This window comes from Achromobacter sp. 18P8.1.1 (assembly GCF_057799415.1).
On the sequence record NZ_JBYOKH010000001.1, the window covers coordinates 111,642 to 136,606 of the forward strand.

20 protein-coding genes and 1 tRNA gene are annotated in these 24,965 nt (G+C 64.0%); 6 read left to right on the forward strand and 15 right to left on the reverse strand.

The window, feature by feature from the left end; translation table 11 throughout:
* The first annotated feature begins 3 nt into the window (after positions 1 to 3).
* From AC27VE_RS00505 to AC27VE_RS00515, 3 genes are all read left to right on the forward strand, one after another.
* Complete coding sequence (locus AC27VE_RS00505) at positions 4 to 939, forward strand: RDD family protein (RefSeq protein WP_488702810.1); 936 nt, start codon at positions 4 to 6, stop codon at positions 937 to 939.
* 29 nt (positions 940 to 968) lie between these two features.
* Entirely contained in the window at positions 969 to 2,504 is a 1,536-nt protein-coding gene (locus tag AC27VE_RS00510) for a tetratricopeptide repeat protein (RefSeq protein ID WP_488702811.1), read from the forward strand.
* 442 nt (positions 2,505 to 2,946) lie between these two features.
* Complete coding sequence (locus tag AC27VE_RS00515; protein ID WP_427957925.1) at positions 2,947 to 3,573, forward strand: PIN domain-containing protein; 627 nt, start codon at positions 2,947 to 2,949, stop codon at positions 3,571 to 3,573.
* A gap of 21 nt (positions 3,574 to 3,594) precedes the next feature.
* On the opposite strand, the gene AC27VE_RS00520 is transcribed toward AC27VE_RS00515, so the two are convergent.
* The 4 genes from AC27VE_RS00520 to rpsO form a co-directional block, all read right to left on the reverse strand.
* Complete coding sequence (locus tag AC27VE_RS00520; RefSeq protein WP_006223618.1) at positions 3,595 to 4,812, reverse strand: threonine ammonia-lyase; 1,218 nt, start codon at positions 4,810 to 4,812, stop codon at positions 3,595 to 3,597.
* Positions 4,813 to 4,827: 15 nt separating this feature from the next.
* Positions 4,828 to 5,553: a hypothetical protein gene (locus AC27VE_RS00525; RefSeq protein ID WP_088587811.1), complete on the reverse strand. Its 726-nt coding sequence runs from the start codon at positions 5,551 to 5,553 to the stop codon at positions 4,828 to 4,830.
* Between the two features lie 181 nt (positions 5,554 to 5,734).
* Positions 5,735 to 7,897 carry a polyribonucleotide nucleotidyltransferase gene (gene pnp / locus AC27VE_RS00530; protein WP_006223613.1) on the reverse strand — a complete coding sequence of 721 codons (2,163 nt, stop codon included), beginning with the start codon at positions 7,895 to 7,897 and terminating at the stop codon, positions 5,735 to 5,737.
* Between the two features lie 94 nt (positions 7,898 to 7,991).
* The gene (gene rpsO, locus AC27VE_RS00535) at positions 7,992 to 8,261 is read right to left on the reverse strand and encodes a 30S ribosomal protein S15 (protein ID WP_006223612.1); all 270 of its coding nucleotides are present in this window, start codon (positions 8,259 to 8,261) and stop codon (positions 7,992 to 7,994) included.
* 297 nt (positions 8,262 to 8,558) lie between these two features.
* On the opposite strand from rpsO, the gene AC27VE_RS00540 reads away from it, so the two are divergent.
* On the forward strand, positions 8,559 to 9,077 hold the full coding sequence (locus tag AC27VE_RS00540; protein WP_488702812.1) for a hypothetical protein: 519 nt from the start codon (positions 8,559 to 8,561) through the stop codon (positions 9,075 to 9,077).
* Positions 9,078 to 9,142: 65 nt separating this feature from the next.
* Here the strand turns inward: AC27VE_RS00540 and pssA are convergent, their stop codons facing one another.
* The 4 genes from pssA to AC27VE_RS00560 form a co-directional block, all read right to left on the reverse strand.
* Positions 9,143 to 9,916: a CDP-diacylglycerol--serine O-phosphatidyltransferase gene (gene pssA, locus AC27VE_RS00545; protein WP_006223610.1), complete on the reverse strand. Its 774-nt coding sequence runs from the start codon at positions 9,914 to 9,916 to the stop codon at positions 9,143 to 9,145.
* Positions 9,917 to 10,087: 171 nt separating this feature from the next.
* Complete coding sequence (gene ilvC / locus AC27VE_RS00550) at positions 10,088 to 11,104, reverse strand: ketol-acid reductoisomerase (protein ID WP_427957869.1); 1,017 nt, start codon at positions 11,102 to 11,104, stop codon at positions 10,088 to 10,090.
* Between the two features lie 75 nt (positions 11,105 to 11,179).
* Positions 11,180 to 11,671 carry an acetolactate synthase small subunit gene (gene ilvN, locus AC27VE_RS00555; protein WP_006223608.1) on the reverse strand — a complete coding sequence of 164 codons (492 nt, stop codon included), beginning with the start codon at positions 11,669 to 11,671 and terminating at the stop codon, positions 11,180 to 11,182.
* A gap of 10 nt (positions 11,672 to 11,681) precedes the next feature.
* A complete protein-coding gene (locus AC27VE_RS00560; protein WP_255221298.1) occupies positions 11,682 to 13,451 on the reverse strand; it encodes an acetolactate synthase 3 catalytic subunit in 1,770 nt (589 codons plus the stop codon).
* 438 nt (positions 13,452 to 13,889) lie between these two features.
* On the opposite strand from AC27VE_RS00560, the gene AC27VE_RS00565 reads away from it, so the two are divergent.
* Entirely contained in the window at positions 13,890 to 16,115 is a 2,226-nt protein-coding gene (locus AC27VE_RS00565) for an FUSC family protein (protein WP_006223607.1), read from the forward strand.
* Positions 16,116 to 16,378: 263 nt separating this feature from the next.
* Here the strand turns inward: AC27VE_RS00565 and yaaA are convergent, their stop codons facing one another.
* The 3 genes from yaaA to AC27VE_RS00580 all read right to left on the reverse strand — a co-directional run bounded on the left by yaaA (position 16,379) and on the right by AC27VE_RS00580 (position 19,283).
* Positions 16,379 to 17,149 (reverse strand): peroxide stress protein YaaA, encoded by a 771-nt coding sequence (gene yaaA / locus AC27VE_RS00570; protein WP_088587809.1) that lies wholly within the window; start codon positions 17,147 to 17,149, stop codon positions 16,379 to 16,381.
* A gap of 20 nt (positions 17,150 to 17,169) precedes the next feature.
* Complete coding sequence (locus AC27VE_RS00575; protein ID WP_006223605.1) at positions 17,170 to 17,952, reverse strand: 3-hydroxybutyrate dehydrogenase; 783 nt, start codon at positions 17,950 to 17,952, stop codon at positions 17,170 to 17,172.
* Positions 17,953 to 18,056: 104 nt separating this feature from the next.
* On the reverse strand, positions 18,057 to 19,283 hold the full coding sequence (locus tag AC27VE_RS00580; RefSeq protein ID WP_424625422.1) for a cation:proton antiporter domain-containing protein: 1,227 nt from the start codon (positions 19,281 to 19,283) through the stop codon (positions 18,057 to 18,059).
* A 199-nt stretch (positions 19,284 to 19,482) separates the two neighbouring features.
* Between AC27VE_RS00580 and AC27VE_RS00585 the strand changes: the two genes are divergently transcribed.
* A tRNA-Ser gene (locus AC27VE_RS00585) sits at positions 19,483 to 19,573 on the forward strand.
* A 109-nt stretch (positions 19,574 to 19,682) separates the two neighbouring features.
* Here AC27VE_RS00585 and AC27VE_RS00590 read toward each other — a convergent pair.
* From AC27VE_RS00590 to AC27VE_RS00605, 4 genes are all read right to left on the reverse strand, one after another.
* Positions 19,683 to 21,296: a methyl-accepting chemotaxis protein gene (locus AC27VE_RS00590; RefSeq protein ID WP_488702813.1), complete on the reverse strand. Its 1,614-nt coding sequence runs from the start codon at positions 21,294 to 21,296 to the stop codon at positions 19,683 to 19,685.
* A gap of 326 nt (positions 21,297 to 21,622) precedes the next feature.
* The gene (locus AC27VE_RS00595) at positions 21,623 to 22,240 is read right to left on the reverse strand and encodes a flavin reductase family protein (RefSeq protein ID WP_488702814.1); all 618 of its coding nucleotides are present in this window, start codon (positions 22,238 to 22,240) and stop codon (positions 21,623 to 21,625) included.
* Positions 22,241 to 22,243: 3 nt separating this feature from the next.
* Positions 22,244 to 23,203: a carbon-nitrogen hydrolase family protein gene (locus tag AC27VE_RS00600; protein ID WP_488702815.1), complete on the reverse strand. Its 960-nt coding sequence runs from the start codon at positions 23,201 to 23,203 to the stop codon at positions 22,244 to 22,246.
* Positions 23,204 to 23,219: 16 nt separating this feature from the next.
* On the reverse strand, positions 23,220 to 24,872 hold the full coding sequence (locus tag AC27VE_RS00605; RefSeq protein WP_488702816.1) for an MFS transporter: 1,653 nt from the start codon (positions 24,870 to 24,872) through the stop codon (positions 23,220 to 23,222).
* Positions 24,873 to 24,965: the final 93 nt, after the last annotated feature.

Here is a 24,965-nt window from a genome sequence, read left to right on the forward strand (position 1 = left end):
CCCGTGTTCCCCAGCATCTGGGTCCGGCTGGGCGCCACCGCCATCGACGGCCTGTTCATGGTGGCGGCGATATTCACTTTGATCTGGGCCGCCTCGCTTACCTACGAGGGTCTGACCGGCGAGCCCCGGCCCGTGCTGCTGCTGGTGCTGGCCGGGCTGATCGGCTGGCTGCTGCCGGCCTTCATGGACGCCTGGACCAATGGATCCCCCGGCAAACGCCTGTTGAAACTGCGCGTGGTGAACCGCAAGGGGCAGGCCCCGGGCCTCGCCCGCTCGATATGGCGGCACACGCTGAAGTACACGCTGAACCTGGCGCTGCCGGGTCTGTTCCACCATATCCAGCAAGCCATCTTCGGCGAACGGGCGATGCACAACGCCCTGGCCGGCACGCACGTCGTCGCCAGCCGGGCGCACCCGCGTGCGGTGCAGGCAGCCGTCGCCAAGGCGCCCGCGGTCACCGGCACGGGCAAGTTCCTGTTCTTCGTATTCGGCGTGCTGGCGCTGGTGCTGGGCGGCGTGGTCATCGGGGTGGGCGTCATGAGCGGGGACGATAGCGACAACCCCTTGCATGCCGACGTCCGCCGTTTTGACCTGGTGTCCGACCCCATCCGCATGCTGGTCGAGAACCACTACCGCAGCAAGAAGGCCTTTCCCGCAACGTTGGAAGATATCGGCATGACCCAGGAATCGCTGCAGAACAGCGGCTTTTCCAAGCTGGAGATGAACCCCATCAACGGCGTGCTGCGGCTGACGATTGCCGGCACGCCGCGCGAGGACGGTTTTCCCACGCTGGCGGGCAAGCACCTGATGTACCTGCCGGAGCTGCGATCGGAGAAGAAAGGCGGCGGCATCCGCCGCTGGCAGTGCGGCAGCGACGATATCGCCCAAGCCGACCGCCCCTATAGCTGCCGCCACGACACCAGCGCCTTTGCGCGCTAGTCCGCCCTTTTGAATACGGAACACCCCGCATGTCCAGTCTGATCGAAGCCATCCACCGCGCCGACGACGGCCACGACCACGCGCAGATGCTCGCCTTGTGCGAACAGGGCGTGCGCGAACAGCCCGGGTCCGCGGTGATGTGGGCCCTGCGCGCCCGCTATCACGACAAGCGCAGCGCCCACGCCTTGCGCGATGCCGACCTAGCCCGGTCGCTGACCTTGGACCCGCAGTGCAGCGACGCCCTGCGCGTGCGCACCACCGCGCTCTATGACGCCGGCGAACAGCAGGAAGCCTGGCGCCTGCTGCGCGACGCGCGGCAGCGCGCGCCCTCGCATTTCGGCTTGATGATGTCCGAAGCCTATCTGCTGATCAACGACCGCCGGCTGGAAGACGCCATCGAATGCTGGACCCGCGCCTCCCAGCTACGGCCGTCCGCCGCGGCCCCGCATTGCTACATCGGTTCCAACCTGCACAACGCCGGCCGCTACCAGGACGCCCTGCCCTACCATCAGCGCGCCGTGGCGCTTGCGCCCAACAACGGCGGCTTCCTGTATGACGCGGGCAACAACTACCGCCGCCTGGGCGACCTGAAGAACGCCATTGCGATGTTCGACCGCGCCCGCGCCATCCTGGGCGAGGAAAACGCCATCCAGCACAACCGGGCGTCATGCCTGCAAGCGCTGGAGCGTCATGAAGACGCGGTTGAAGAATGGACCAGCCTGCTGCGCCGCGAACCCGATTGGGATTGGCCGCTGGAAGGCAAGGCGCGGTCGCTGCACCGCCTGGGCCGCGCCCAAGAGGCCGTGCCGTTGTGGCGGCATCTGGACGCGCTGTCGGACAACGGCTGGGAAGGCCGCAAGGAACAGGCCCGTGAGTACGTGCGCAGCGGCGACCCTGAGCTGGCCGAGCAAGCCTTGCAAGGGCTGGATCCGATGAACAGCGGCGACGCGCAATTGCTCTTCGTCGCCGGCAACGCGCAGCGCGACCAGCGCAACTGGGAAGCCGCGCTTGCCTACTACCTGCGCGGCTATGAACTTGCGCCCGACAACGATTTCCTGCCGGGCAACGCCGCCGACATGCTGACCCGCCTGGAGCGCTACGCCGAAGCCCTGCCGTTGTCGGAAGTGGCGATTTCGCTGGACCCCGACTGGCTGAAGTGGCGCCGGGTCCGCATCGACGCGCTGACGAACCTGGGCCGTGGCGCCGAGGCGGTTGCCGATGCCGACCGCGCACTCACGAAGTGGCCGGACAGCGGCCCCCTGCACGCCGAACGCATCAACGCGCTGATTGCCGCCAAGCAACAGGAAGAAGCGCTTGCCGCGTGCGACCGCCTGATCGGGCTGGATCCCGACTACCGCAGCTGGGCCATGTTTTCGCGCGGCGAAATCTACGGCCACCTGAAGCGCCATGCAGAATCGGCCATGGCCTTCCGCCAGGCAGCGGCCTCATACCAGCAGAATGGCAAGCCCGAATACCAGGATCTGTCGCTGCGCCGCGCCCAGGCGGCGGAAGATGCCGCTGCCGCACCGCGCGGGTTCCTTGGCCGCTTGTTCGGCCGGAAGTAGGCGCGTGGTTGCCCCGGTTTGCCGCGGGCGCGACAATATCCCTGCGCCCAAGATGGTATAGTCACGCCCGCTGCCGGCCCTGCATGAGCCGTGCAACGCCCGAGTGGTGAAATTGGTAGACACAAGGGACTTAAACTAATTTGAGCCCTTTGGAGGAAACTCCAAAGGTGTAGCCCGTCAAATTCGGCGAACGCCCTGGACCTGTTCCGAGCCAACGCCGAGCCAAGCCCCGGTTGAAAAACCGGGGAAGGTGTAGAGAGCAGACGGCGGGCACCTAAGGCCGCAAGGCTATGGTGAAGGCGTGCTCCAGACCACGAACAGCGCCCCGCGCTGGCGGCGAAAGCCGAAGTGGTAAGAAAATCCCTCGGCCGCAAGGTCGTACCGGTTCGATTCCGGTCTCGGGCACCACTATTTTTGCCGTTCGAAGGCCTTGGCCTTTCACATTCCCATCTTGACCGCTCCTGCCGCCCCCGCCCCCTTCATCGTCCTGGACGCCTGCGTGCTGATGTCCGGCATTCTGCGCCGGTTGCTGCTGCGTCTGGCCGAGGCCGGCGTGTTCATTCCGGTCTGGACGGAACGCATCGGCGAAGAATGGCGCCGAAACGCGTCACGCATCTGGGACATCCCGCCGGAAGTGCTGGCGGAATTCTGGGCCGACATGAACGCGCGATTTCCCGAGGCCAACGAAGCCGACACGCAGGTGTACGAAGCCTCGCTGCGCTACAGCGACCCGAAAGACTTCCACGTGATCGCGGCCGGCCTGGCGCGGCGCGCGCGCTGCGGGCTGCAACAACCGCCCGTCGTGCAGATCGCCACCTGGAACCTGAAGGATTTCAACCGGTCGGAATTGCGCCGCCAAGGGCTGGATGTCTACAACCCGGACCGGATGCTGGTGCAATGGTGGCAGGCCAACGCGGCGCGCATGCGCGAAGCCATCGCCCAGATTCCCGCCGACTACGTCGCGCTGGGCCGCGAGCCCGAGCCCCTATCCACGACCTTGCATCGCGAACGCCTGTACGGCCTGAAGAGCCTGGTGGCGCGCGACGCCGCGCAACGCGACGCCGCCTGATCGCCCGGCTAACCGTCGTTTCTAGTGATCGTGATTGCTGGCCGCAAACCCGGCAGCATTCAGAATGTCGATCACTTCCAGAATGTGGTCGGGACCACGCGTCTGCAACACGAAGTCCACTTCGACATTACGCACCGGCAATGAGGTGAACGCGCGCTGGTGATGCACTTCGGTGATGTTTGCCTGGGCGTCGGCGATCAGCTTGGTGGCGTGCGCCAAAGCACCCGGCAAGTCGCGCAAGTCCACGCGGATGCGGGCCAGACGCCCGGCGCGTACCATGCCGCGTTCGATCAGTTCGCCCAGCATCAACGGATCGATGTTGCCGCCCGTCAGCACCAGCCCGATGCGCTTGCCCTTGAAGCGGTCGCTGCCCGCTTCCTGCGCGCGCAGCAGTGCGGCCAAACCCGCGGCGCCGGCGCCTTCCACCACGGTCTTCTCAATTTCCAGCAGCACCACGATCGCGTGCTCGATATCGCTTTCGCTGACCAGTTCAATCTGGTCGACCAGTTGGCTGACGATGGGCTGGGTCAACGCGCCCGGCGACTTCACGGCGATGCCTTCGGCAATGGTGTACTGGCCCTGCGGCATGGACACGCCCTTGACGGCGGCGTACATCGACGGGAAGCGCTCGGTCTGCACGCCAACGATTTCGATGCCCGGCTTCAAGGCCTTGGCTGCCGTGGCGATCCCCGAGATCAGGCCGCCACCGCCGATGGCGATGACCAGCGTGTCCAGCTGGGGCTGGTCTTCCAGCATCTCCAGCGCCACGGTGCCCTGCCCCGAAATGACGGCTTCGTCGTCATAGGGGTGGATCATGATCAGCCCGCGCGCTTGCGCCAGCTCATAGCCATGGGCCTTGGCGTCGTCGAAGGTGTCGCCCGCCAACACCACTTCGGCGCCGAAGCGGCGCGTGTTGGCCACCTTGACCGTCGGCGTGAAGCGCGGCATCACGATCACGGCGGGCACGCCCATGCGCTGCGCATGGTAAGCCACGCCCTGGGCATGGTTGCCGGCCGATACCGCGATCACGCCCTTGGCGCGCTCTTCGTCGGACAGGGTCAGCATGCGGTTCAACGCGCCGCGTTCCTTGAACGAAGCCGTGAACTGCAGGTTCTCGAACTTCAGCCAGATCTCGGCGCCGAAAATGTCGGACAGCGTGCGCGACAGGGTAAAGGGGGTCTTCAGCACCTGGCCGCGCAGGTTTTCGCGGGCGGTCTGGATAGAGGCGATATCGATCACGATGGGTAGATCCGGTTAGCGGACAGGCAGAAAATTGAACAGCAGCAGGCCCTGCGCATAGTTGATCCCGATGCGCCGCGAGTTTTCACCCAGCAGGTTGGCGATCAGGTCCAGCCGGCCGATGATGGCGCCGAACTCCCGCTCGAAGCTGAGGTTCGTGGCGTTGGGGGACATTTCGTTGGCCAGCAACAGCGGCTCGCCTTGGTTGTTGCGGCGCGACGCCAGCAACCAGGCGGCGGCCTCGACATTCCGTGCGGCATTGTAGACCCGCTGGCCGTCCAGCGCGTCGGTGGCATACAGCCGGGTCTTGCCGTTGTGGGCCGCGATGATGGTGTCGGCCAGGCCGTAGATGAAGGCGCCGACGCGGTCGCCCGAGTAGTTGGGGTCCAGCGACACAGCCAGGATCTGGATGTCGCGCAGGCCGGCCAGGTCGCTGGGCGGGATGCGGACCTCGATGGCGTGCTTGACGCGATTCACGGCCGTCTTCTGGTCCGCCACGCCGGTCTTGCGCCATTCTCGGGGGTTTCGGCGGTAGAGCTTGTCCAGCAGGGAATACAGGCTCGCCAGGTTGTCGCGGACTTCCAGCGTGACGGTGCGGTTGAAGTCGGTCTGTCCGAACTGGTCGGCCGACATGTCTTCGCTATTGGGTCCGCGCTGGCCCGGACCGGGGCTGCTCATGCAGCCAGTCAGCAGCACGGCAAGCAGCACCGCGGCGGTGGCGCCACCTGGCCATCCCGTCATACCTGACTCATCCGATTCCCCCTTTTCTGCCGCAAGACTTTACAGCAAGGTCGGCGAAGATGGGAGACGTCAGCGGGGTGAAGTCGCAAGAAGATGAATCAGGCCGCTGGCCGATTTATTGTGGCGCAGCAAAAAAAACGGCGCCTCGCGGCGCCGTTCTTCGTTCAATCAGCCTGCCAGCTTATTCAGCTTGCGGTTCCGATTGGGGGGCAGCTTCGGTAGCGGCAGCGGGTTGCTGCGCTTCGATGCCGCCGATCGCCTTGATGGACAGGCGCAGGCGGCCCTTGTCGTCGGCCTCGATGACCTTGACGCGGACTTGCTGGCCGACCTTCAGCACATCGTTGATGTTCGCGATGCGGTAGTTGGCGATTTCCGAGATGTGCAGCAGACCATCACGGCCCGGCAGCACTTGCACGATGGCGCCGAAGTCCAGCAGACGCAGGACCGAGCCTTCGTAGATCTGGCCCACTTCGACGTCGGCGGTCAGTTCGACGATGCGGCGCTGGGCTTCTTTGGCCTGCGCTTCGTCGACGCTGGCGATCACGATCGTGCCGTCGTCGGAGATGTCGATCTGCGTGCCGGTTTCTTCGGTCAGCGCGCGGATGGTGGCGCCGCCCTTGCCGATCACGTCGCGGATCTTCTCGGGGTTGATCTTGATGGTCAGCATGCGCGGGGCGAAAGCCGAGAGCTCGCCACGCGAACCGTCCAGCGCTTCCTTCATCTTGGTCAGGATGTGCAGGCGGCCTTCGCGGGCTTGCGCCAGCGCCACTTGCATGATTTCCTTCGTGATGCCCTGGATCTTGATGTCCATCTGCAGTGCGGTGACGCCGTTTTCGGTGCCCGCAACCTTGAAGTCCATGTCGCCCAGGTGATCTTCGTCACCCAGAATGTCGGTCAGCACAGCGAACTTGCCGCCGTCCAGGATCAGGCCCATGGCCACGCCGGCCACGTGATCCTTGACCGGCACGCCGGCGTCCATCATGGCCAGCGAGCCGCCGCAGACCGAAGCCATCGACGACGAGCCGTTGGACTCGGTGATTTCCGACACGATGCGGATCGTGTACTGGAAGTCTTCAGGCGCCGGCAGCAGCGGGATCAGCGAGCGCTTGGCCAGACGGCCGTGGCCGATTTCGCGGCGCTTGGGCACACCGATGCGGCCCGTTTCGCCAGTGGCGAACGGAGGCATGTTGTAGTGCATCATGAAGCGGTCACGGTACTCGCCCATGAGCGCGTCGATGATCTGTTCGTCTTGCTTGGTGCCCAGCGTGGCAACGACCAGCGCTTGCGTTTCACCACGGGTGAACAGCGCGCTGCCGTGTGCGCGGGGCAGCACGCCCAGACGCACGCTGATGGGGCGCACGGTGCGGGTGTCGCGGCCGTCGATACGCGGTTCGCCGTTCAGGATCTGGCCGCGGACGATGGCCGATTCCAGCGAGAACATGATGTTGTCGACGGTCACGGCGTCCGGCAGCGACTCGCCCTTTTCAGCGGCGGCGGCAGCCAGCTTGGCCGACACGTCAGCCGACACTTCACGCAGCTTGGCGGTACGGGCTTGCTTTTCGCGGATCTGGTAGGCGGCGTTCAGGCCTTCCTGGGCAGCCGAGGTCACGGCGGCGATCAGGGCTTCGTCCTTGGCCGGAGCTTGCCAGTCCCAGTCGGGCTTGCCAGCGTCCTTCACCAGTTCGTGAATGGCGTTGATGACAGCCTGCATCTGCTCGTGGCCGTAGACCACGCCGCCCAGCATGATTTCTTCGGACAGCTGTTGGGCTTCCGATTCCACCATCAGCACGGCGTTTTCGGTACCGGCGACAACCAGGTCCAGCTTGGACGACTTCAGCTGCGAAGCGGTCGGGTTCAGGGCGTACTGGCCATCGATGTAGCCCACGCGCGCGGCGCCGATCGGGCCGTTGAACGGGATGCCCGAAATGGCCAGAGCGGCCGAGGCACCAATCATGGCGGCGATGTCGGGATCGATCTCGGGATTGACCGACAGCGTGTGGATGACCACTTGGACTTCGTTGTAGAAGTCTTCGGGGAACAGCGGACGCAGCGGACGGTCGATCAGGCGCGAGGTCAGCGTTTCCTTTTCGGACGGCTTGCCTTCACGCTTGAAGAACCCACCCGGAATACGGCCGGCAGCGTAGGTCTTCTCGATGTAGTCGACGGTCAGCGGGAAAAACGTTTGACCCGGCTTGGCCTTCTTGGAAGCCACAACGGTGGCCAGAACAACGGTGTCCTCGATCGACACCACAACGGCGCCGGAGGCCTGGCGAGCGATTTCGCCAGTTTCCAGAACGACCGTATGCTGGCCGTATTGGAACGATTTTGTCACTTTGTTGAACATGACGATTATTCCTTACAAATGAAAAACCGTGGCCGTCGCGACAATACGTCGCACCGACCACGGTTATTGCGTCATGGGGAGCCAGCCCCGTCGATCACTTACGCAGACCGAGTTTTTCGATCAGAGCGCGGTACGAATCGGGATTGCGGCCCTTGAGATAGTCGAGCAGCTTGCGGCGACGGCTGACCATACGCAGCAGACCGCGGCGCGAGTGATGGTCCTTCATGTGTTCTTTGAAGTGACCAGTCAGTTCGTTGATACGGGCGGTGAGCAGAGCCACCTGAACTTCGGGGGAGCCGGTATCGCCTTGAGCGCGTTGGAATTGCGCAACGATATCGGATTTCTTGATGTCAGCTACAGACATTGATGACCTCTTCGGACATGCGACAGGGCCGAGGTGCCCTGACGTGGTTTGGAAAAAATTTGCGATCCCGGCGATAAGCGTTTTTGCTTTCTCACTGCTGCTTCAATAGCTGTGAAGGGGCCCTCTGAAGGCGGTTCCTTCTCCAGCCGGACTGCCGGCGCAAAGCATCTTGCAAAATCAATACACTTGATAAAGCTCGATGATTATAGCTGATTCGCTAGAATTACCCCAGAGACGGTTTCGGCCGATCGGCAGAGGCCGGTAGGTGCCCGACGGGCGCCCCAGAGGAGCAAATATATGTCTAAATATTACAAAATCGCCCGCACCGCCCTCGCCTCGCTGGCGCTGACCGGGCTTGCGGCTTGTGCCAACCTGGCCCAGGTGCCCCCCGGCACGCCCTACGGCGAGGTCCTGACCCAGTTCGGCCAGCCCAACTTTACTTGCCCGCAAGCCGGCGGCGGCCAACGTGTGATCTGGACGCAACAGCCCATGGGCCAATTCGCCTGGGGGACCAATGTGGGCACCGACGGCCGCGTGGGCCAAGTGGTGCCGCTGCTGACCGACCAGCACTTCAAGGTGCTGGAAGTGGGCGAATGGGGACCGGACCGCGTGCGTTGCGAATTCGGGCCGCCAGCGCGCATCGAAGAAGCGGGCCTGGGCGAAAAGCGCGAAGTCGTGTGGTCGTATCGCTACAAGGAAAACGGCGTCTGGAATTCGCTGATGTACGTCTACATGGGCCGCGACGGCAGCAAGCTGACGCACTTCCACCCCGGCCCCGACCCCATGTACGACGACGACAAGTTCATGTGGCGCTGACTTCCCCCGCCTCAAAAACAAAACCCGCCGGATCGGCGGGTTTTGTTTTGAATGGTGCGAGCGGATCAGGAAGAATGGCCGCGGCGCTCTTGCGTCAGGCGACGGGCCTTGTTCCAGCGCCAACCCCACATGATCCAGCCCGACAGACCGTACAGCACGAAGAGACCGAACAGCACGACCGGGGGATCGCTGGACACGAAGACGAACACGGCCACCACCAGCAAGATGCCCCAGAACGGCACGCTGCGGCCCAGGGCGAAGCTCTTGCCGCTGAAGAACGGGGCGTTCGACACCATGGTGATGCCGGCGTACATGGTCAGCGTGAACGCCACCCAGGCCATCAGGCTGTCATGGATAGGCAGTTTGTTGTCCACGGCCAGCCAGACGAAACCCGCCACCAGCGCGGCCGCAGCCGGGCTGGGCAAGCCCTGGAAATAGCGTTTGTCGACGACGGCGATATTGGTGTTGAACCGTGCCAGGCGCAAGGCGGCACCGGCCACATAGACGAAGGCGGCCAGCCAGCCCCAGCGGCCCAAGTCGTTCAGGATCCACTCGTACATGACCAGCGCGGGCGCCACGCCGAAGGACGTCATGTCCGACAGCGAGTCGTATTGTTCGCCGAAGGCGGACTGCGTGTTGGTCAGCCGGGCAACCCGGCCGTCCATGCCGTCCAGCACCATGGCCACGAAAATGGCGATGGCGGCGACTTCGAAGCGATCGTTCATGGCCTGCACCACGGCATAGAACCCCGCAAACAACGCCGCAGTGGTGAATGCGTTGGGCAGCAGGTAGATGCTTCGGTGGCGGTTCTCGGAATCGCGCATGGAAAAATTGGGCATGGTCTCAATAACTTACAACGGACTGTGAAAGGTTAACCCATCTGGCCCCGCTTGCGGGACAGAGCAAGCCGCGTGCCTGAGCAATAAGCCAAGAAAAAGCGGCATGCCCTCGCAGGCATGCCGCTTTGATCGCTGTTGCGCGAGGGTTAACCCCCCGCGCATGGGCGTCGATCAGTTCTTGGACTTGTCCACCAGCTTGTTGGCGGCGATCCAGGGCATCATGGCGCGCAGCTTGCCGCCCACTTGCTCGATCTGCGATTCCGCGTTGATGCGGCGGCGCGAGGTCAGGGTCGGGGCGCCGGCGGTGTTTTCCAGGATGAACTTCTTGGCGTATTCGCCGGTCTGGATGTCCGTCAGGCACTGGCGCATGGCCTTGCGGGTTTCGTCGGTGACGATCTTCGGGCCCGTTTCGTACTCGCCGAACTCGGCGTTGTTCGAAATCGAGTAGTTCATGTTGGCGATGCCGCCTTCATAGATCAGGTCGACGATCAGCTTCAGTTCGTGCAGGCATTCGAAGTACGCCATTTCGGGCGCGTAGCCGGCTTCCACCAGCGTGTCGAAACCGGCCTTGATCAGTTCGACGGTACCGCCGCACAGGACGGCTTGTTCGCCGAACAGGTCGGTTTCGGTTTCTTCGCGGAAGTTGGTTTCGATGATGCCGGCACGGCCGCCGCCGTTGGCGCTGGCGTACGACAGGGCCACGTCACGCGCGGCGCCCGACTTGTCCTGGTACACGGCCACCAGGTGGGGCACGCCGCCACCTTGCTTGTACGTGTTGCGCACCGTGTGGCCCGGGGCCTTCGGGGCGATCATGATGACGTCGATGTCTTCACGCGGCACGACCTGGCCGTAGTGAACGTTGAAGCCGTGGGCGAAAGCCAGGGCGGCGCCAGCCTTGATGTTGGCGTGCACTTCCTTGTTGTAGACCGAGGCGATGTTCTCGTCGGGCAGCAACATCATGACGATGTCGGCGGACTTGACGGCATCAGCCACTTCCTTAACTTCCAGGCCGGCGTTGGCGGCCTTGTTCCACGAAGCGCCGCCCTTGCGCAGGCCGACGACGACCTTCACGCCCGACTCATGCAGGTTCTGCGCGTGCGCGTGGCCTTGCGAACCATAGCCGATGATGGCAACGGTCTTGCCTTTGATGAGGGACAGATCGCAGTCTTTGTCGTAGAAAACTTTCATGGTTGTGCTCCAGATTCCAGTATTTGGATATTCGATTGGTTCAGATGTAGGGTGCGGCTTGGCCTGGAAGGCCGGTCAAATCTTCAAAATCCGTTCACCGCGTCCGATGCCGGACACGCCGGTGCGTACGGTTTCAAGGATGGCACTGCGGTCCAGGGCCTCCAGGAAGGCCTGTACTTTTTCCTGCACCCCGGTCAATTCGATGGTGTAGGACTTGTCGGTGACGTCGATGATGCGGCCGCGGAAGATGTCCGCCATGCGCTTCATCTCTTCGCGTTCCTTGCCCACGGCGCGCACCTTCACGAGCATCAGCTCGCGCTCGATGTGGGCGCCTTCGGTCAGGTCCACCACTTTAACGACATCCACCAGGCGGTTCAGGTGCTTGGTGATCTGTTCGATGACTTCATCGGAACCGGTCGTCACGATGGTCATGCGCGACAGCGTGGAATCCTCGGTGGGCGCCACGGTCAGGGTCTCGATGTTGTAGCCCCGCGCGGAAAACAGCCCCACCACGCGCGACAGCGCGCCGGGTTCGTTCTCGAGGAGGACGGAAATCACGTGCTTCATAGTGGCCTCCTTACAGGTCTTCAGAGCCAAGCAGCATTTCGGTCAGCCCGCGGCCTGCCTTGACCATCGGCCACACGTTTTCGGTGCGGTCGGTGATGAAATCCAGGAAGACCAGACGTTCCTTGTGCTTGCCGAACGCTTCGCGCAACGCCGGTTCGACATCTGCCGGACGCTCGATGCGCAGACCCACGTGGCCATAGGCCTCGGCCACCTTGACGAAGTCGGGCAGCGAATCCATGTAGGACTCGGAATAGCGCGAGCCGTAATCGATCTGCTGCCATTGCCGGACCATGCCCAAGAAACGGTTGTTCAGGCAGACGATCTTCGGCGTCAGGCGGTACTGGTGGCAGGTCGACAGTTCCTGGATGTTCATCTGGATCGACGCTTCGCCGGTGATGACGGCGACGTCGTGCCCAGGGTTGGCCATCTGCACGCCCATCGCGTACGGCAGCCCCACACCCATGGTGCCCAGGCCGCCGGAGTTGATCCAGCGGCGCGGCTTGTCGAACTTGTAGTACTGGGCCGCCCACATCTGGTGCTGGCCCACGTCGGACGTGACGAAGGCGTCGCCGCCGGTCACTTCCCAGAGCTTTTCCACCACGTACTGCGGCTTGATGACTTCATCCGAGTTGGCGAACTTCAGGCATTCCTTGCCGCGCCAGGTCTCGACCTGCTCCCACCACTTGGTGATGGAGGCGGGCTTGTGCTCGGCGGCCGCCACTTCGTACTGGGCGCTCAGGTCGGCCAGCACGTCCTTGACGTTACCGACGATCGGGACGTCCACGCGCACGCGCTTGGAGATCGACGACGGATCGATATCGATATGGATGATCTTGCGGGCGTTCTGCGCGAAGTGCTTGGGATTGCCGATCACACGGTCGTCGAAACGGGCCCCGATGGCCAGCAACACGTCGCAGTGCTGCATCGCCATGTTGGCTTCGTACGTGCCGTGCATGCCCGGCATGCCCACGAACTGGCCGCTGCTGGCCGGGTAGCCGCCCAGACCCATCAGGGTGCTGGTGCAGGGCGCGCCCAGCTGCGACACGAGCTTGTTGAGCTCGGGCGCGGCGTTCGACAGGATGACCCCGCCGCCCGTGTAGATCATCGGCCGCTCGGCGGCCAGCAGCATCTGCACGGCTTTCTTGATCTGCCCCTGGTGGCCCTTGTTCACGGGCGCGTAGGAACGCATCGAGATCTCGCCCTTGGGCGGCGTGTACTTGCACTGCGCGACGGTGATGTCCTTGGGGATATCCACCAGCACCGGGCCGGGACGGCCCGTGCGCGCGATATAGAACGCGCGGCGCATGGTTTCGGCCAGGTCCTTGACGTCGCGCACCAGGAAGTTGTGCTTGACGCAGGGACGCGTGATGCCGACGGTGTCGCATTCCTGGAAGGCATCCTCGCCGATGGCCGCAGTGGGCACTTGCCCGCTGATGATGACCATGGGGATGGAATCCATATAGGCGGTGGCGATGCCGGTGACGGCATTGGTCACGCCCGGGCCGCTGGTCACGAGGCAGACGCCGACCTTTTGCGACGAGCGCGAATAGGCATCGGCGGCGTGCACGGCGGCTTGCTCGTGACGAACCAGGATATGCTGAAATTTGTCTTGCTTGAAGATCGCGTCGTAGATGTAAAGCACTGCGCCGCCGGGATAGCCGAAAACGTGTTCCACGCCCTCATCGGCCAGGCAGCGCACGACGATATCGGCGCCATTCATTTCCATGTTGTATTTCCTTTCAGTACCGGCCCTGCAACCCTGACTGCTGCTCGCCCGGATACGGCGGCAACGGAACCCATACCGGCTACGACAACATGATCCGGCGCTTAGCGGCTCACGGAGCCACGCCACCCGGACACCCTGCCGACCCGGCACACGCTCGACAGAACGCAGTGCAAACGCCCCTTGGGGACGCTGGAGGTCGAAATGGAAGCTTTGGCAACACACGCTTGTGGCGCGGCCAACAGCAAGTATCACTGCGGCAGGATGGCTGGGAGGTGACCCTGACCATCCGCCTCAACGCGCCGGTTTCGGATAGGCAGACCGACGCAAGAGATGGAATTTACCGCGTTGCGTCAAAGGTAGCAAATCAAGGTTTGACAACCGTTGCACGGGCGATGCACCAAGCATGCAGGGAAACTCCGGTAACGATCTGACCCCAAAAATCCAGACGACGTCTCTATACTTATCCGGTCGCCCACAGCCCGCCGCCTTCCCATGGATTTGCGCATTGCCAGCATCCGCCGCTTCCTCTATAGCCACTACTTCTTCGGAGGGGTGCGCCAGGGGGTCGGCATGCTGTTGCCCGTGCTGGTGCTGGGCGGCATCTTCGGCAACTACACCACGGGGCTGGTCGCGACTTTCGGTGCGCAGTGCCTGGCCATCATCGACCAGCCGGGCGGGCCGCAGCGCCATCGCACGAACGAGATGCTGGGCGGGGCCGCGCTGGGCACGTTGACCGTCATCATCACCGGGCTGGCGTCCACGCACCCGGTGCTGATCTGGCTGGTCGTCATTGCCCAGTGCTTCGTCTATTCGATGTTCACCGTGTTCGGCAAGCGCGGCGGGCTGATCGGCTTTGCCGGCCTGCTCCTGATGACCTTGACCATGCATTCGCCGCTGGAGCCGCACGAGGTCCTGGCGCATGCCGCCGCCACCCTGGGCGGCGCCCTGTTCTACGTGGTGTTCAGCCTGGGCTTTTCGCGCCTGTTCTGGCTGCGCGAGGAACAGCAGGCCATGTCTGTGGCGCTGTTCGCCACCGGCGACTACGTGGCGGCCCGCGCCGCCTTCTACGATGCGACCGCCGACCTGGACGAGGCCTACCGAACGCTGATCCAGCGCCAGTCCGTCATGACGGAAAAGCATCAGGCCGCCCGCGACATGGTCTTGCGCGCCCTGCCCCGCGGCAAAGGCCTGGGCGACCGCCAGCGGGTGATGATCTGGAACATGTTCGTCGACATGCTGCAGTTGCTGGACACGCTGGTGGCCACGCACACCGACTACGCGGCGCTGCGCCGCACGCTGGCCGGCAACGACTGCCTGATGTTCATGCGGGACGCGCTGGTGAAGATGTCGCTGGAGCTGAACCGCATCGCGCTGGACGTGTCGCGCGGCCGCCAGGTGCAGTACCGCAGCAGCGCCCGCGCCGAATTGCGCGCCATCGAATACGAGATCGAACAGTTGAAGCAACAGGGCCTGGGCGAGCGCGAACCCGAGATGCTGGCGCTGATCATCCAGGTGCTGCGCCGGCTGCGCAATTCCGCCCGCATCGTCGACCGGCTGGCCGATCACACCGCGGCTTCGCCGGATGCCAAGCCCACCGACGTGCTGCGCATCAACAAGTCGCTGACCCGATTCATCTCGCGCCAGGAATTCCGCTTCGGTCTCTTGACCAGCAACCTGCGGCTGGATTCGCCGCATTTCCGCTATGCGCTGCGCGTGACGGCGGCGGCGGCCATCGCCATGACGCTGGCCAGCCGCTGGCTGTCGCCGGCGTTTTCGGCGCACAACTACTGGATCATGCTGACCATCGTCATCATCATGAAACCGGGTTTTGCGCTGACGCGGCAGCGCAACGGCTGGCGGCTGGGCGGCACGCTGATCGGCTGCATCTGCGCACTGCTGCTGTTCAACGTCACCGACCGGCCAGAGATACTTTTCGCCGTGCTGCTGGGCGCCTGCGTCATGGGCAACAGCCTGGTGCAGCTGAACTACATGGCCAGCGCCATCTTCAACACGCTCTTCGTGGTGCTGGTGTTCCACTTCGTGTCGCCGGGCACCGTGTCCATGTCCGTGATCGGCGAACGCGCCCTCGACACGCTGCTGGGCTGCGCGCTGGCGCTGGTGTGCAGCTACATCCTGCCGTGGTGGGAGGCCCGCTACCTGAAGCCTCTGGCTGCCGCCGCCACGCGCGCCAACCGCGAATACCTGATCGCCGGCCTGCGCTACGCCGACGCCATGCAGGCGCATGGCGCACCGGTCGGCGACGCCGCGGCCGACAAGCCGGCGGTGATCGATGCCGACCTGGCCTGGCGCCTGGCGCGCAAGAACGTGCACATCGCGTTCAGCAATTTCGCCGAAGCCTTCTATCGCATGATGAGCGAGCCGAAATCGCACCAGGTCAGCGTGCCGGAACTGAACAACCTGCTGATCCAGAACCACGTGCTGGCCTCGCAGATCACCGCGGCGATCCCCATTCTGGCGGCCTTGCCGAAGACGCCCGAAGCGGTGCAACTGGCCATGAACGGCATGGTCGACCTGCTGGATGAACGCCGCCCCGAGATCGCCGCGAACCTGCCCACGCAGTTCGACACCGAAGGCGAACAGGCCGCGCTGGCCTACCCCGTCAAGCAGATGCTGAAGGCGTCCCACATGATCCGGCAAGAACTGCAGGCCTTGGCCGACCCGACGCACGCGCCGCCGGTGGCGGCGGCGGCGTCCTGAACACGGGCGCTTAACGTCAGGGTCGTAGGATGGGTGAAGCGCGGGAGAATGCCCGCAAGAACCTGATATCCAAACGCGCGGAACCCATCAAGCAACGGTTGCGTTGTGGCTGAAGCCGTTAAGGATTCACCGCCGCTTGATGGGTTCCGCGCGATCGACAAACGAGTTCTTGCCTACGCCCTCTCGCGCTTCACCCATCCTACGGTCGATAAACCCGCGCGCCATCACAAGCGCGTCCGGCCTCCCCATACGGCAATCGCCCCTTACAGCTTGCGGCGGAACACCAGCTTGTCTTCCGACGATGCCGACGCGTCGTACGCGTACCCTTCCAGGTCGAAGCCTTGCAGGCCTTCGGGCTTGGTGACCTTGTGCTGGATCGCGTAACGGGCCATCAGGCCGCGTGCGCGCTTGGCGTGGAAGCTGATGATCTTCCAGGCGCCGTTCTTCCAGTCCTGGAACACGCACTGCACCACGCGAGCCTTCAGCGTCTTCAGGTCGACCGACTTGAAATACTCTTCGGACGCCAGGTTGACGATCACCGGCGACTTCTTGCCTTCCTGGCGTTCGTTCAGGTAGGCGGCAATAGTCGAACCCCAGTACTCGTACAGGTTCTTGCCCTTGGGCGTCTCCAGCCGCGTGCCCATTTCCAGGCGGTACGGCTGCATCAGGTCCAGCGGGCGCAGCACGCCGTACAGGCCGCTAAGGATGGCCACGTGTTCTTGCGCCCATTCCAGCTGCTTGGCCGACAGGGTCGACGCGTCCAGCCCTTCGTACACGTCGCCATTGAAGGCCAGCACGGCCTGGCGCGAGTTGGTCTGCGTGAAGGTGCGCTTCCAGTGGGCGTAGCGCTGCGCGTTCAGCTCGGACAGCGCCGGGCTCAGGCTCATCAGTTCGGAAATATCGTCCGCGGACTTGGTCTTCAAGACCTTGATCAGGCCGGCGGCCTGGTCCACGAACAGCGGCTGGGTATGCGTCTCGATGTGCAGCGGCGAGTCGTAGTCCAGCTTCTTGGCGGGGGAAAGCAGAAACAACATTCGGGGATTCCTTTACTTGATTAACGCGCCGTCCAGCCGCCATCGACGGAGACGGACGTTCCAGTGATTTGGGCCGCGGCGTCCGAGGCCAGGAACACGGCGGTGCCGCCCAGTTGTTCCGGCGTCACGAATTGCAGCGACGGCTGCTTTTCGCTCAGCAATTCACGCGCAGCGGTTTCCTGGTCGACGCCATTCTTCTCAGCCAGCGCGGTGATCTGCTTTTCCACCAGCGGGGTGCGGACCCAACCCGGGCAGATGGAGTTGGCCGTAATGCCCTGGCCGGCGGTTTCCAGCGCCGTGACCTTGGTGAAGCCCACCACGCCGTGCTTGGCGGCCACATAGGCCGACTTGTTGGCCGAAGCTACCAGGCCGTGCGCCGACGCGATGTTGATGATGCGGCCAAAGCCCTGCTTCTTCATGTACGGCAAAGCGGCGGCGGTGCCATGGAACACGGCCGACAGGTTGAGCGCAAGGATGGCATCCCACTTTTCAGCCGGGAAGTCCTCGATCAGCGCGGTGTGCTGGATGCCGGCGTTGTTGACCAGGATATCGATGCGGCCCAACTGGCGCACCGCGCTCTCGACCAGGCCGCGCACGGCGTCGCCCTTGGACAGGTCGGCGCCGTCGTAGATCACCTTCACGCCATGCTTGTCGGCCAGGCCGGCGCGCACCTTTTCGATCTCGGCCGCGTCGCCGAAACCATTCAGGACGATATCGGCGCCCTGCTGGGCGAAGGCGGTGGCGATACCCAGGCCGATGCCGCTGGTGGAACCGGTGACAAGGGCGACTTTTCCTTTGAGCATGAGCATTCTCCTGTGATCTGGCGGTGTGCGGGATGCGAAAGCGGGGTTCAAGTGTAGCTGCCTCGCGTGACGGCGATCATGCCATGTCCCCACAGTGCGCGGGGTCAAGCGGACGGCGGCTTGTCCCGGGGTTCGGTGGGCGGCGACGCGTCGTCAGCGTTGGCCGCGACGGGCTCGGCAGTCGGCAGATCGGCCATGCCGCCCCGGTTCTCGGGCACGCGTTCCAGCAGCTTGATCAGCACCGGCACCACGCCCATCGATACCGCCACCACCACCGACAGCACGTCGCGCTGCTCCAGGTTCATCAGATGGTTGTCCCAGGCTTCGTTGAAGATGGCGAAGCTGAACTCCCCGCCCTGCGCCAGCACCATGGCGAACAGCAGCCGGTGGTAGCGCGGCAACCCCAGAAAGCGCGCGAATCCATACAGGACCAGCGCTTTGACCGCCAGCAAGGCCGCCACGCCCGCCAGGATGAGTTTCCAGTGGACCTCCACCACCCCAAGGTTGATGGACATGCCGATGGCCAGGAAGAACAGGCCCAGCAGCAGGCCCTTGAAGGGGTCGATCGCTTTTTCCAGATCGTGCCGGTAGCGCGATTCCGCCATCAGCACCCCGACGAGGAAGCCGCCCAGGCCTGCCGACAATCCCGCATAGTCGAACAACTGCGCCGCGCCCACCACCATCAACAGCGCCGCCGCCGTGAACAGCTCGTTCAACTGCGCTTTCGCGGCCCAGCCCAGCAGCCGCAGCCGGTAGGCCACCGCCACGACCGTCACGGCAATCAGCGCTTCCTTGAAAGACGGCGCCGACGTGCCGTCCGAGCCCAGCAGCCCGGCTGCCACCAGCATCGGAATCGCCGCCATGTCCTGGAACAGCAGGACGCCCAGCGCCGACCGGCCCAACGGCGTACGCGTCAGCGTGCGCTCGTCCAGCAACCGCAGCGCCACCGCCGTGGACGACAACGCCAGCGACAGCCCGCACAGCACCGCCGCTTGCCACTCCATGCCCGCCAGATGCCGCAGCGCCGCCCCGAACACCAGCCCCAGCAGCAGGCCGCAGGCCAGCATCTGCAGCGACCCCAACACGAAGACCTCGCTGCGCATGGCCCACAGCCGCTTGGGCGACAGCTCCAGCCCGATGATGAACAGCATCATCACCACGCCCCATTGGGACACGCTGATCATGGTGTCCACATTGGTCACGAGCTTCAGGCATGACGGCCCGATCAGCACGCCCGCGATCAGGTAGCCCGGGATGGCGCCCAACCCCAGCCGCTGGGTGATGGGCACGCACAGGACAGCGGCAAGCAGGAGGATGAGGATTAGATCCATGGACCCGATTCTGGGCAAAGATCAGCGCCGCCGGAAGCCCGGGATAAGCCCCTGTAAAGATTTTTTCGCGCCCCCTTTACACAAGCAAAAAAAATCCTGTAGAATTGCGGGCTTCGCTGCTCCAACAACGAAGATCCTTCCGACCAGGGATCTTTCCGTGAAGTCTCTTAGAGGCAACGCCGTTTTGGAACCCAGCCACGGAGAGGTGGCAGAGTGGTCGAATGTACCTGACTCGAAATCAGGCGTACGGTATCCCCGTACCGTGGGTTCGAATCCCACCCTCTCCGCCAGTATTCAAGAACGAAGCCCCTGAGAAATCAGGGGCTTTTTTCTTTGTGTTTTTCTGTGTGTCTCTAGTGAAAGATCAGGCGGGAAACCCCGCCCGAAGCTTTACCCGCATCAATACGCCGCAATCTGCCGGACAGGCGCCGCCAGCCGCACCGCCTGCGCCTCGCCTCCGCCCGCCTGCCCCGCCCCCGGCAGCTTGAACGCGCTGACTGCCCGCGTCAGCTCGGCTGCCTGATCCTGCATCGAGCCTGCCGCCGCGGCAGCCTCTTCCACCAGCGCGGCGTTCTGCTGCGTGACTTCATCCATCTGCGACACGGCCCGGTTGACCTGTTCGATGCCGTCGGCCTGTTCGGCGGACGCCGCGGCGATTTCACCCATGATGTCGGTTACGCGCTGCACCGAACTGACGATTTCCTGCATCGTCGAGCCCGCACGCTCGGCGCTGACCGAACCCTGGCTGATCTTCTGCACGGTATCTTCAATCAGCGTCTTGATTTCCTTGGCGGCCTGGGCGCTGCGCTGCGCCAGGGTGCGGACCTCGGCGGCAACCACGGCGAAGCCCTTACCCTGTTCGCCCGCCCGCGCCGCTTCCACCGCCGCGTTCAGCGCCAGGATGTTGGTCTGGAAGGCGATGCCGTCGATGACCGAAACGATGTCGGCGATCTTGACCGAGCTCGCCGAGATCGCGTTCATCGTGCTGACCACTTCGGACACGGTGGCCCCGCCGCGAGATGCCGTGTCGGACGCGGCGGCGGCCAACTGGTTCGCCTGGCGTGCGCTGTCAGCGTTCTGCTTCACGGTGGAAGACAGCTGCTCCATGGACGCCGCGGTCTCTTCCAGCGAGGCAGCCTGCTGCTCGGTGCGGGAAGACAGGTCGGTATTGCCGGCCGCGATTTCGCCCGAGGCGGACGCCATGCTGTCCACGCCGGTACGGATGCTTGCAATGGTGCCGGCCAGATTGGCGTTCATGGACTCCAGCGCTTGCATCAATTGGCCGATCTCATCGCGCGACTTCACGGTAATCACGCTGGTCAGGTCATTGCCCGCGACGGTGCGCGCCACGCGCACGGCGGCGGACAAGGGCCGCGTGATGCCGCGGGTCAGCAGGATGGCCAGCAGCAAACCGCTGACAACCGCGATGGAACCGATTGCGATCATCCAGAAATTGGCGCTGCGGTGGGCGCCTTGGATATCCGCCGCGCTCGCGTCGATCTCGGCGCGCTGCAGGTTCGACAGCTTGGTGATCTGATCGATGAACTGGCGTGTGGCCGGCAGGAATTCCTGCGTGAAGACCTTGTTGGCGGCCTCCACGTCGCCGTCCTGCTTGGCCTTGAAGATGGCGTCGCGCGTGCGCAGGTATTCGCCGCGGGATTTGCGGATGCCGTCCCACAGCAGCTTTTCGTCGCTGGTTTCGATCAGCGGTTCGATCTGCTGCTGCAGCGCCGAGGAATTGCGGGTGGAGGTGGCGGCCTCTTCGGTGAAGAAGCCGGCCAGGCTGGCATCGGCGCTTTTGGCGATGGCGGTGGTCCGGGTGACCCCGGTCTGGATATTGCGGGCCCAATCGTTGATCAGGCGTTCCTTGATCAGCGAACGTTGCGTGACGGTTTCGACCGATTCATTGATGTTAGCCAAGCTGACCAGCCCCACGACGCACATGAGGATGATCATGGCCAGCAAAACGGAAAAGCCCCCCGCAAGGCGGGTTCCAAGCTTCATATTCTTCATACTGCCTCCAGCATCCAGCCAGGCGCTCGGATGCGGGTTTCGGCAGTTGCCGGGCGCCGGCCAGCTGCCGAAACCCCTGCAAGCCAGACGCCCGCAAGCCCCTGGATGATCCGCCCCCAAAATATTGGTGTTCGTTGTGTCGAAAAAATGCCGCCGGAGAAGTCGGAATCGAGGATTCCCGCAACGGTCCGGCAAATGCTAGCAGCCGGAATTTGGCGGGCATCGGGGGAAATGGAGAACTTTTTGACAGAAGCTCCCGCGTTTGCAAAACCGGCCCGAGGCCGCCGCGGGCAAAAAAAAGGCGGCCATCACGGCCGCCTGGACCATCAGTCTGCGACAGTAGGCCGCGCCAGCTGGAACAGGTCCGTACTGCGGGCATACCAACCGCTGCCGTGCATGCGGGCAACCAGGCCCATCTCGGTGGTCTTCACGTACCCGCGCTCGGCATCCTCCACAAAGGCGTCATCCACGTGCACGCCCAGCACCCGGCCAATGACGACGACCTGGTGCGGCCCGGTCACGATCGTCGCCTGGCTGACGCATTCCAACGATACGGGGCTGCCCTGGATCAGCGGCGGCCGCACATGCGCGGCCGGCAACGCCGTCAGCCCCGCCTTGGCCAGCTCGTCCACACCGGGCGGGTAGTCCGCGCAGGTCTGGTTCATCTGCTGCATCATCGACTCGGCCACCAGGTTCACCACGAATTCGCCGTTCTCGATGATGTTGGCGCTGGTGTCCTTGAGCTCGCCATTGGCTCGGCGCATCAGGCCGATGGCCACCGTGGGCGGCTGGTGGCCCATGACGTTGAAGAAGCTGAACGGCGCCGCGTTGACGCAGCCCTCGTCCGATATTGTGGTGACCCACGCGATCGGACGCGGAGTGACGGTCGAGGTCAACAGCTTGTAGACCGTCTGCGATGGCAAGGCGCTGAAATCGAAATGCATGGCTCAGGGCTCCTGCGGGCCAGTCGCGCTGATGGCGGATACCGCCCGCTTCTCGCGGGTGTCGACGTGCAGCTGGAACACGTCCGGCCGCGCGTAGTGGCCGGACACGTCGAAGTCGTACTTGCCGCGCAGGATCTGATTGGGGTTGATGTCGGCGTACAGGATCGTTTCGGCGGAAAAGTCCGGGCCCGCCAACACCTCGCCCAAGGGATCGATGATGGCGCTGCCGCCGCGCATCAGCACGGTGTCCGGGCTGTCCCCCAGCGCGCACTCGAAGTCTTCCGGATACGCGTCGCGGCGCAAGTGCTGGCAGGCGGTCAGCACATAGCAGCGGCCTTCCAGCGCAATGTGGCGCATGCTGGGGATCCAGCTGTCGCGGTCGTCCGCCGTCGGCGCGCAATACAGGGCGACGCCCTGGCTGTACATGTACATGCGCAGCATCGGCATGTAGTTTTCCCAGCAGATGACGGCGCCGATCTTGCCGTAGGGCGTATCGAAGACGGGCATCGTCGAGCCGTCGCCAAAGCCCCAGATCAGCCGCTCGCCCGCGGTCGGCATCAGTTTGCGGTGCTTGCCGGCAAGGCCTTCCTGGCCATTGAAATACAGCACGGTGCAGTACAGCGTGCCGCCGTCGGCCTCGATGCAGCCCATCACGACGAAGGTGTCGGTGTCGGCCGCGGCCTGGGCCACCACCGCAACTTCCTCGCCGTCCAGGCGGATGGCTTGCTGGTGATAGCTGGCGAAGGCATCGCGGCCTTCGGGCTTGCGCATGCCGATGGGCGCGCCGAAGGAATTGCCCTTTGGGTAGCCGCCCAGGAAGGCTTCGGGGAACACCAGCACGCGCGCCCCCTGCTCTGCCGCCTGGCGGATCAGGGAGGCCGCCTTGTTGGCGCAGGCCAGGCTGTCGGTCGGGATGGACGCCGCCTGGATGACGGCAGCCTTGAAACTGGATTGCACGGACATGTCTCTCCTCGCTTTTCTAGTGGATGGGGTCTTCGTCGATGGCCTGGGCGCGGGTGTTCGGCAGGAACAGGCTGCCGATGATGCCCACCACCACCATCACGACCACCGGATACATCAAACCGCCGAAGATATTGCCGCTTGCCTGCGCCAGGTACGTCGCAGTGAACGGCACGATCCCGCCGAAGATGCCGGCGCCGATGTGATACGGGAAGGATAGCGCGGTGTAGCGGATGCGGGCCGGGAACAGTTCGACCAGATAGGACGCGACCGGTCCATAGACCATGGCGACCACCGCCGTCATCAGCACCAGAATCAGGATGATGGTGGTGCGGTCCACGCGTGCGGGATCGGCGCGGTCCGGGTAGCCGGCGGCCGTCAGCGCACGCGCGTAGCCAGCGCGGTCGAAGCCATTGACGGTGACGCCGCCCACGCTCATGGCGATGTCCTGCCCCGGCAGCGGGGCGGCGTATTCGAAGTTGATGCCCTTGCCCACCAGGAATTTCTTGGCCTGCACGCACACCTTCTTGTGGTCGGCGTGGCTGCCGATCATCGCAGCCTGCAGGCCGAAGTCGCAAGCGCCGCCGCTGGTGTCGGCGTGCACCCGCACCGGCGTGCTTTGCATGGCCTGCGCCAGCGCCGGGTTGCCAGCTTTCAGCAGCACGTCGAACATGGAGTGGTAGCCGATGGCGGCGATGAACAGGCCCGCCATCATGATCCACTTGCGGCCGATGCGGTCGGACAGCCAGCCGAACAACACGAAGGTCGGCGCGCCGATGATGAAGCCGATCAGGATCAGCGTGTAGACGCTGGTCTGGTCGATCTGCACCGCCTGCTGCAGGAAGATCATCACGTAGAACTGCCCCGTGAAATAGGTCGCGCCCTGCCCGGCGGTCACGCCGATCAGCGCCAGCAGCACCAGCCGCAGGCTGGACCATTGGCCGAACGTTTCCTTGATGGGGTTCTTGGACAGGCGGTTCTGCTGCTTCATCCGCGTGAAGACCGGCGATTCATGCAGCTTGGCACGCACATAGATCGAAATGGCCAGCATCACGATCGACAGGATGAACGGCAGGCGCCAGCCCCATTGGCGGAAGTCCTCGGCGCTCATGGCGGCCTGCGTGCACAGGATGACGACCAGCGACAGGATCAGGCCGGCCGACGAGGTGATCTGGATCCAGCCCGTCAACAGGCCGCGGCGCCGGGGTTCGCAGTGCTCGGCCACGTAGATGACGGCGCCGCCGTATTCCCCACCCACCGCCAGACCCTGCACGACGCGCAGCGTCAGCAGCAGGATCCACGACAGGTGGCCTGCCGATTCATACGTGGGCAGGCAGCCGATCAGCACGGTGGCGCCGCCCATCATCACCACGGTGATCAGGAAGGTGTACTTGCGGCCCCACTTGTCGCCCAGATAGCCGAACATCACCGCGCCCAGCGGGCGGATGATGAAGCCCACCGCCAGCGCGCCCAAGGCGGCAAGCAGCGCCACGGTGGGGTTGTCCTGCGGGAACAGCACCTGGCTCATGAAGACGGCCAGCGTCCCGTAGATGAAAAAGTCGTACCACTCGAACAACGTGCCCAAGGTTGAGGCCACCACCACCTGGCGTTCCTCTTTCCGGCTGAGCGTCGGCGCGGCGTCTATCCGCGGCATTGCGACATTGGCTTCCATGCTTGCATTCCCCGATCGTTTTTAATTGATACTGCTGTACGCATTAACTATTATCAAACTTGAATCCAGGCCGCACCTAGCTGGGGGAAACCC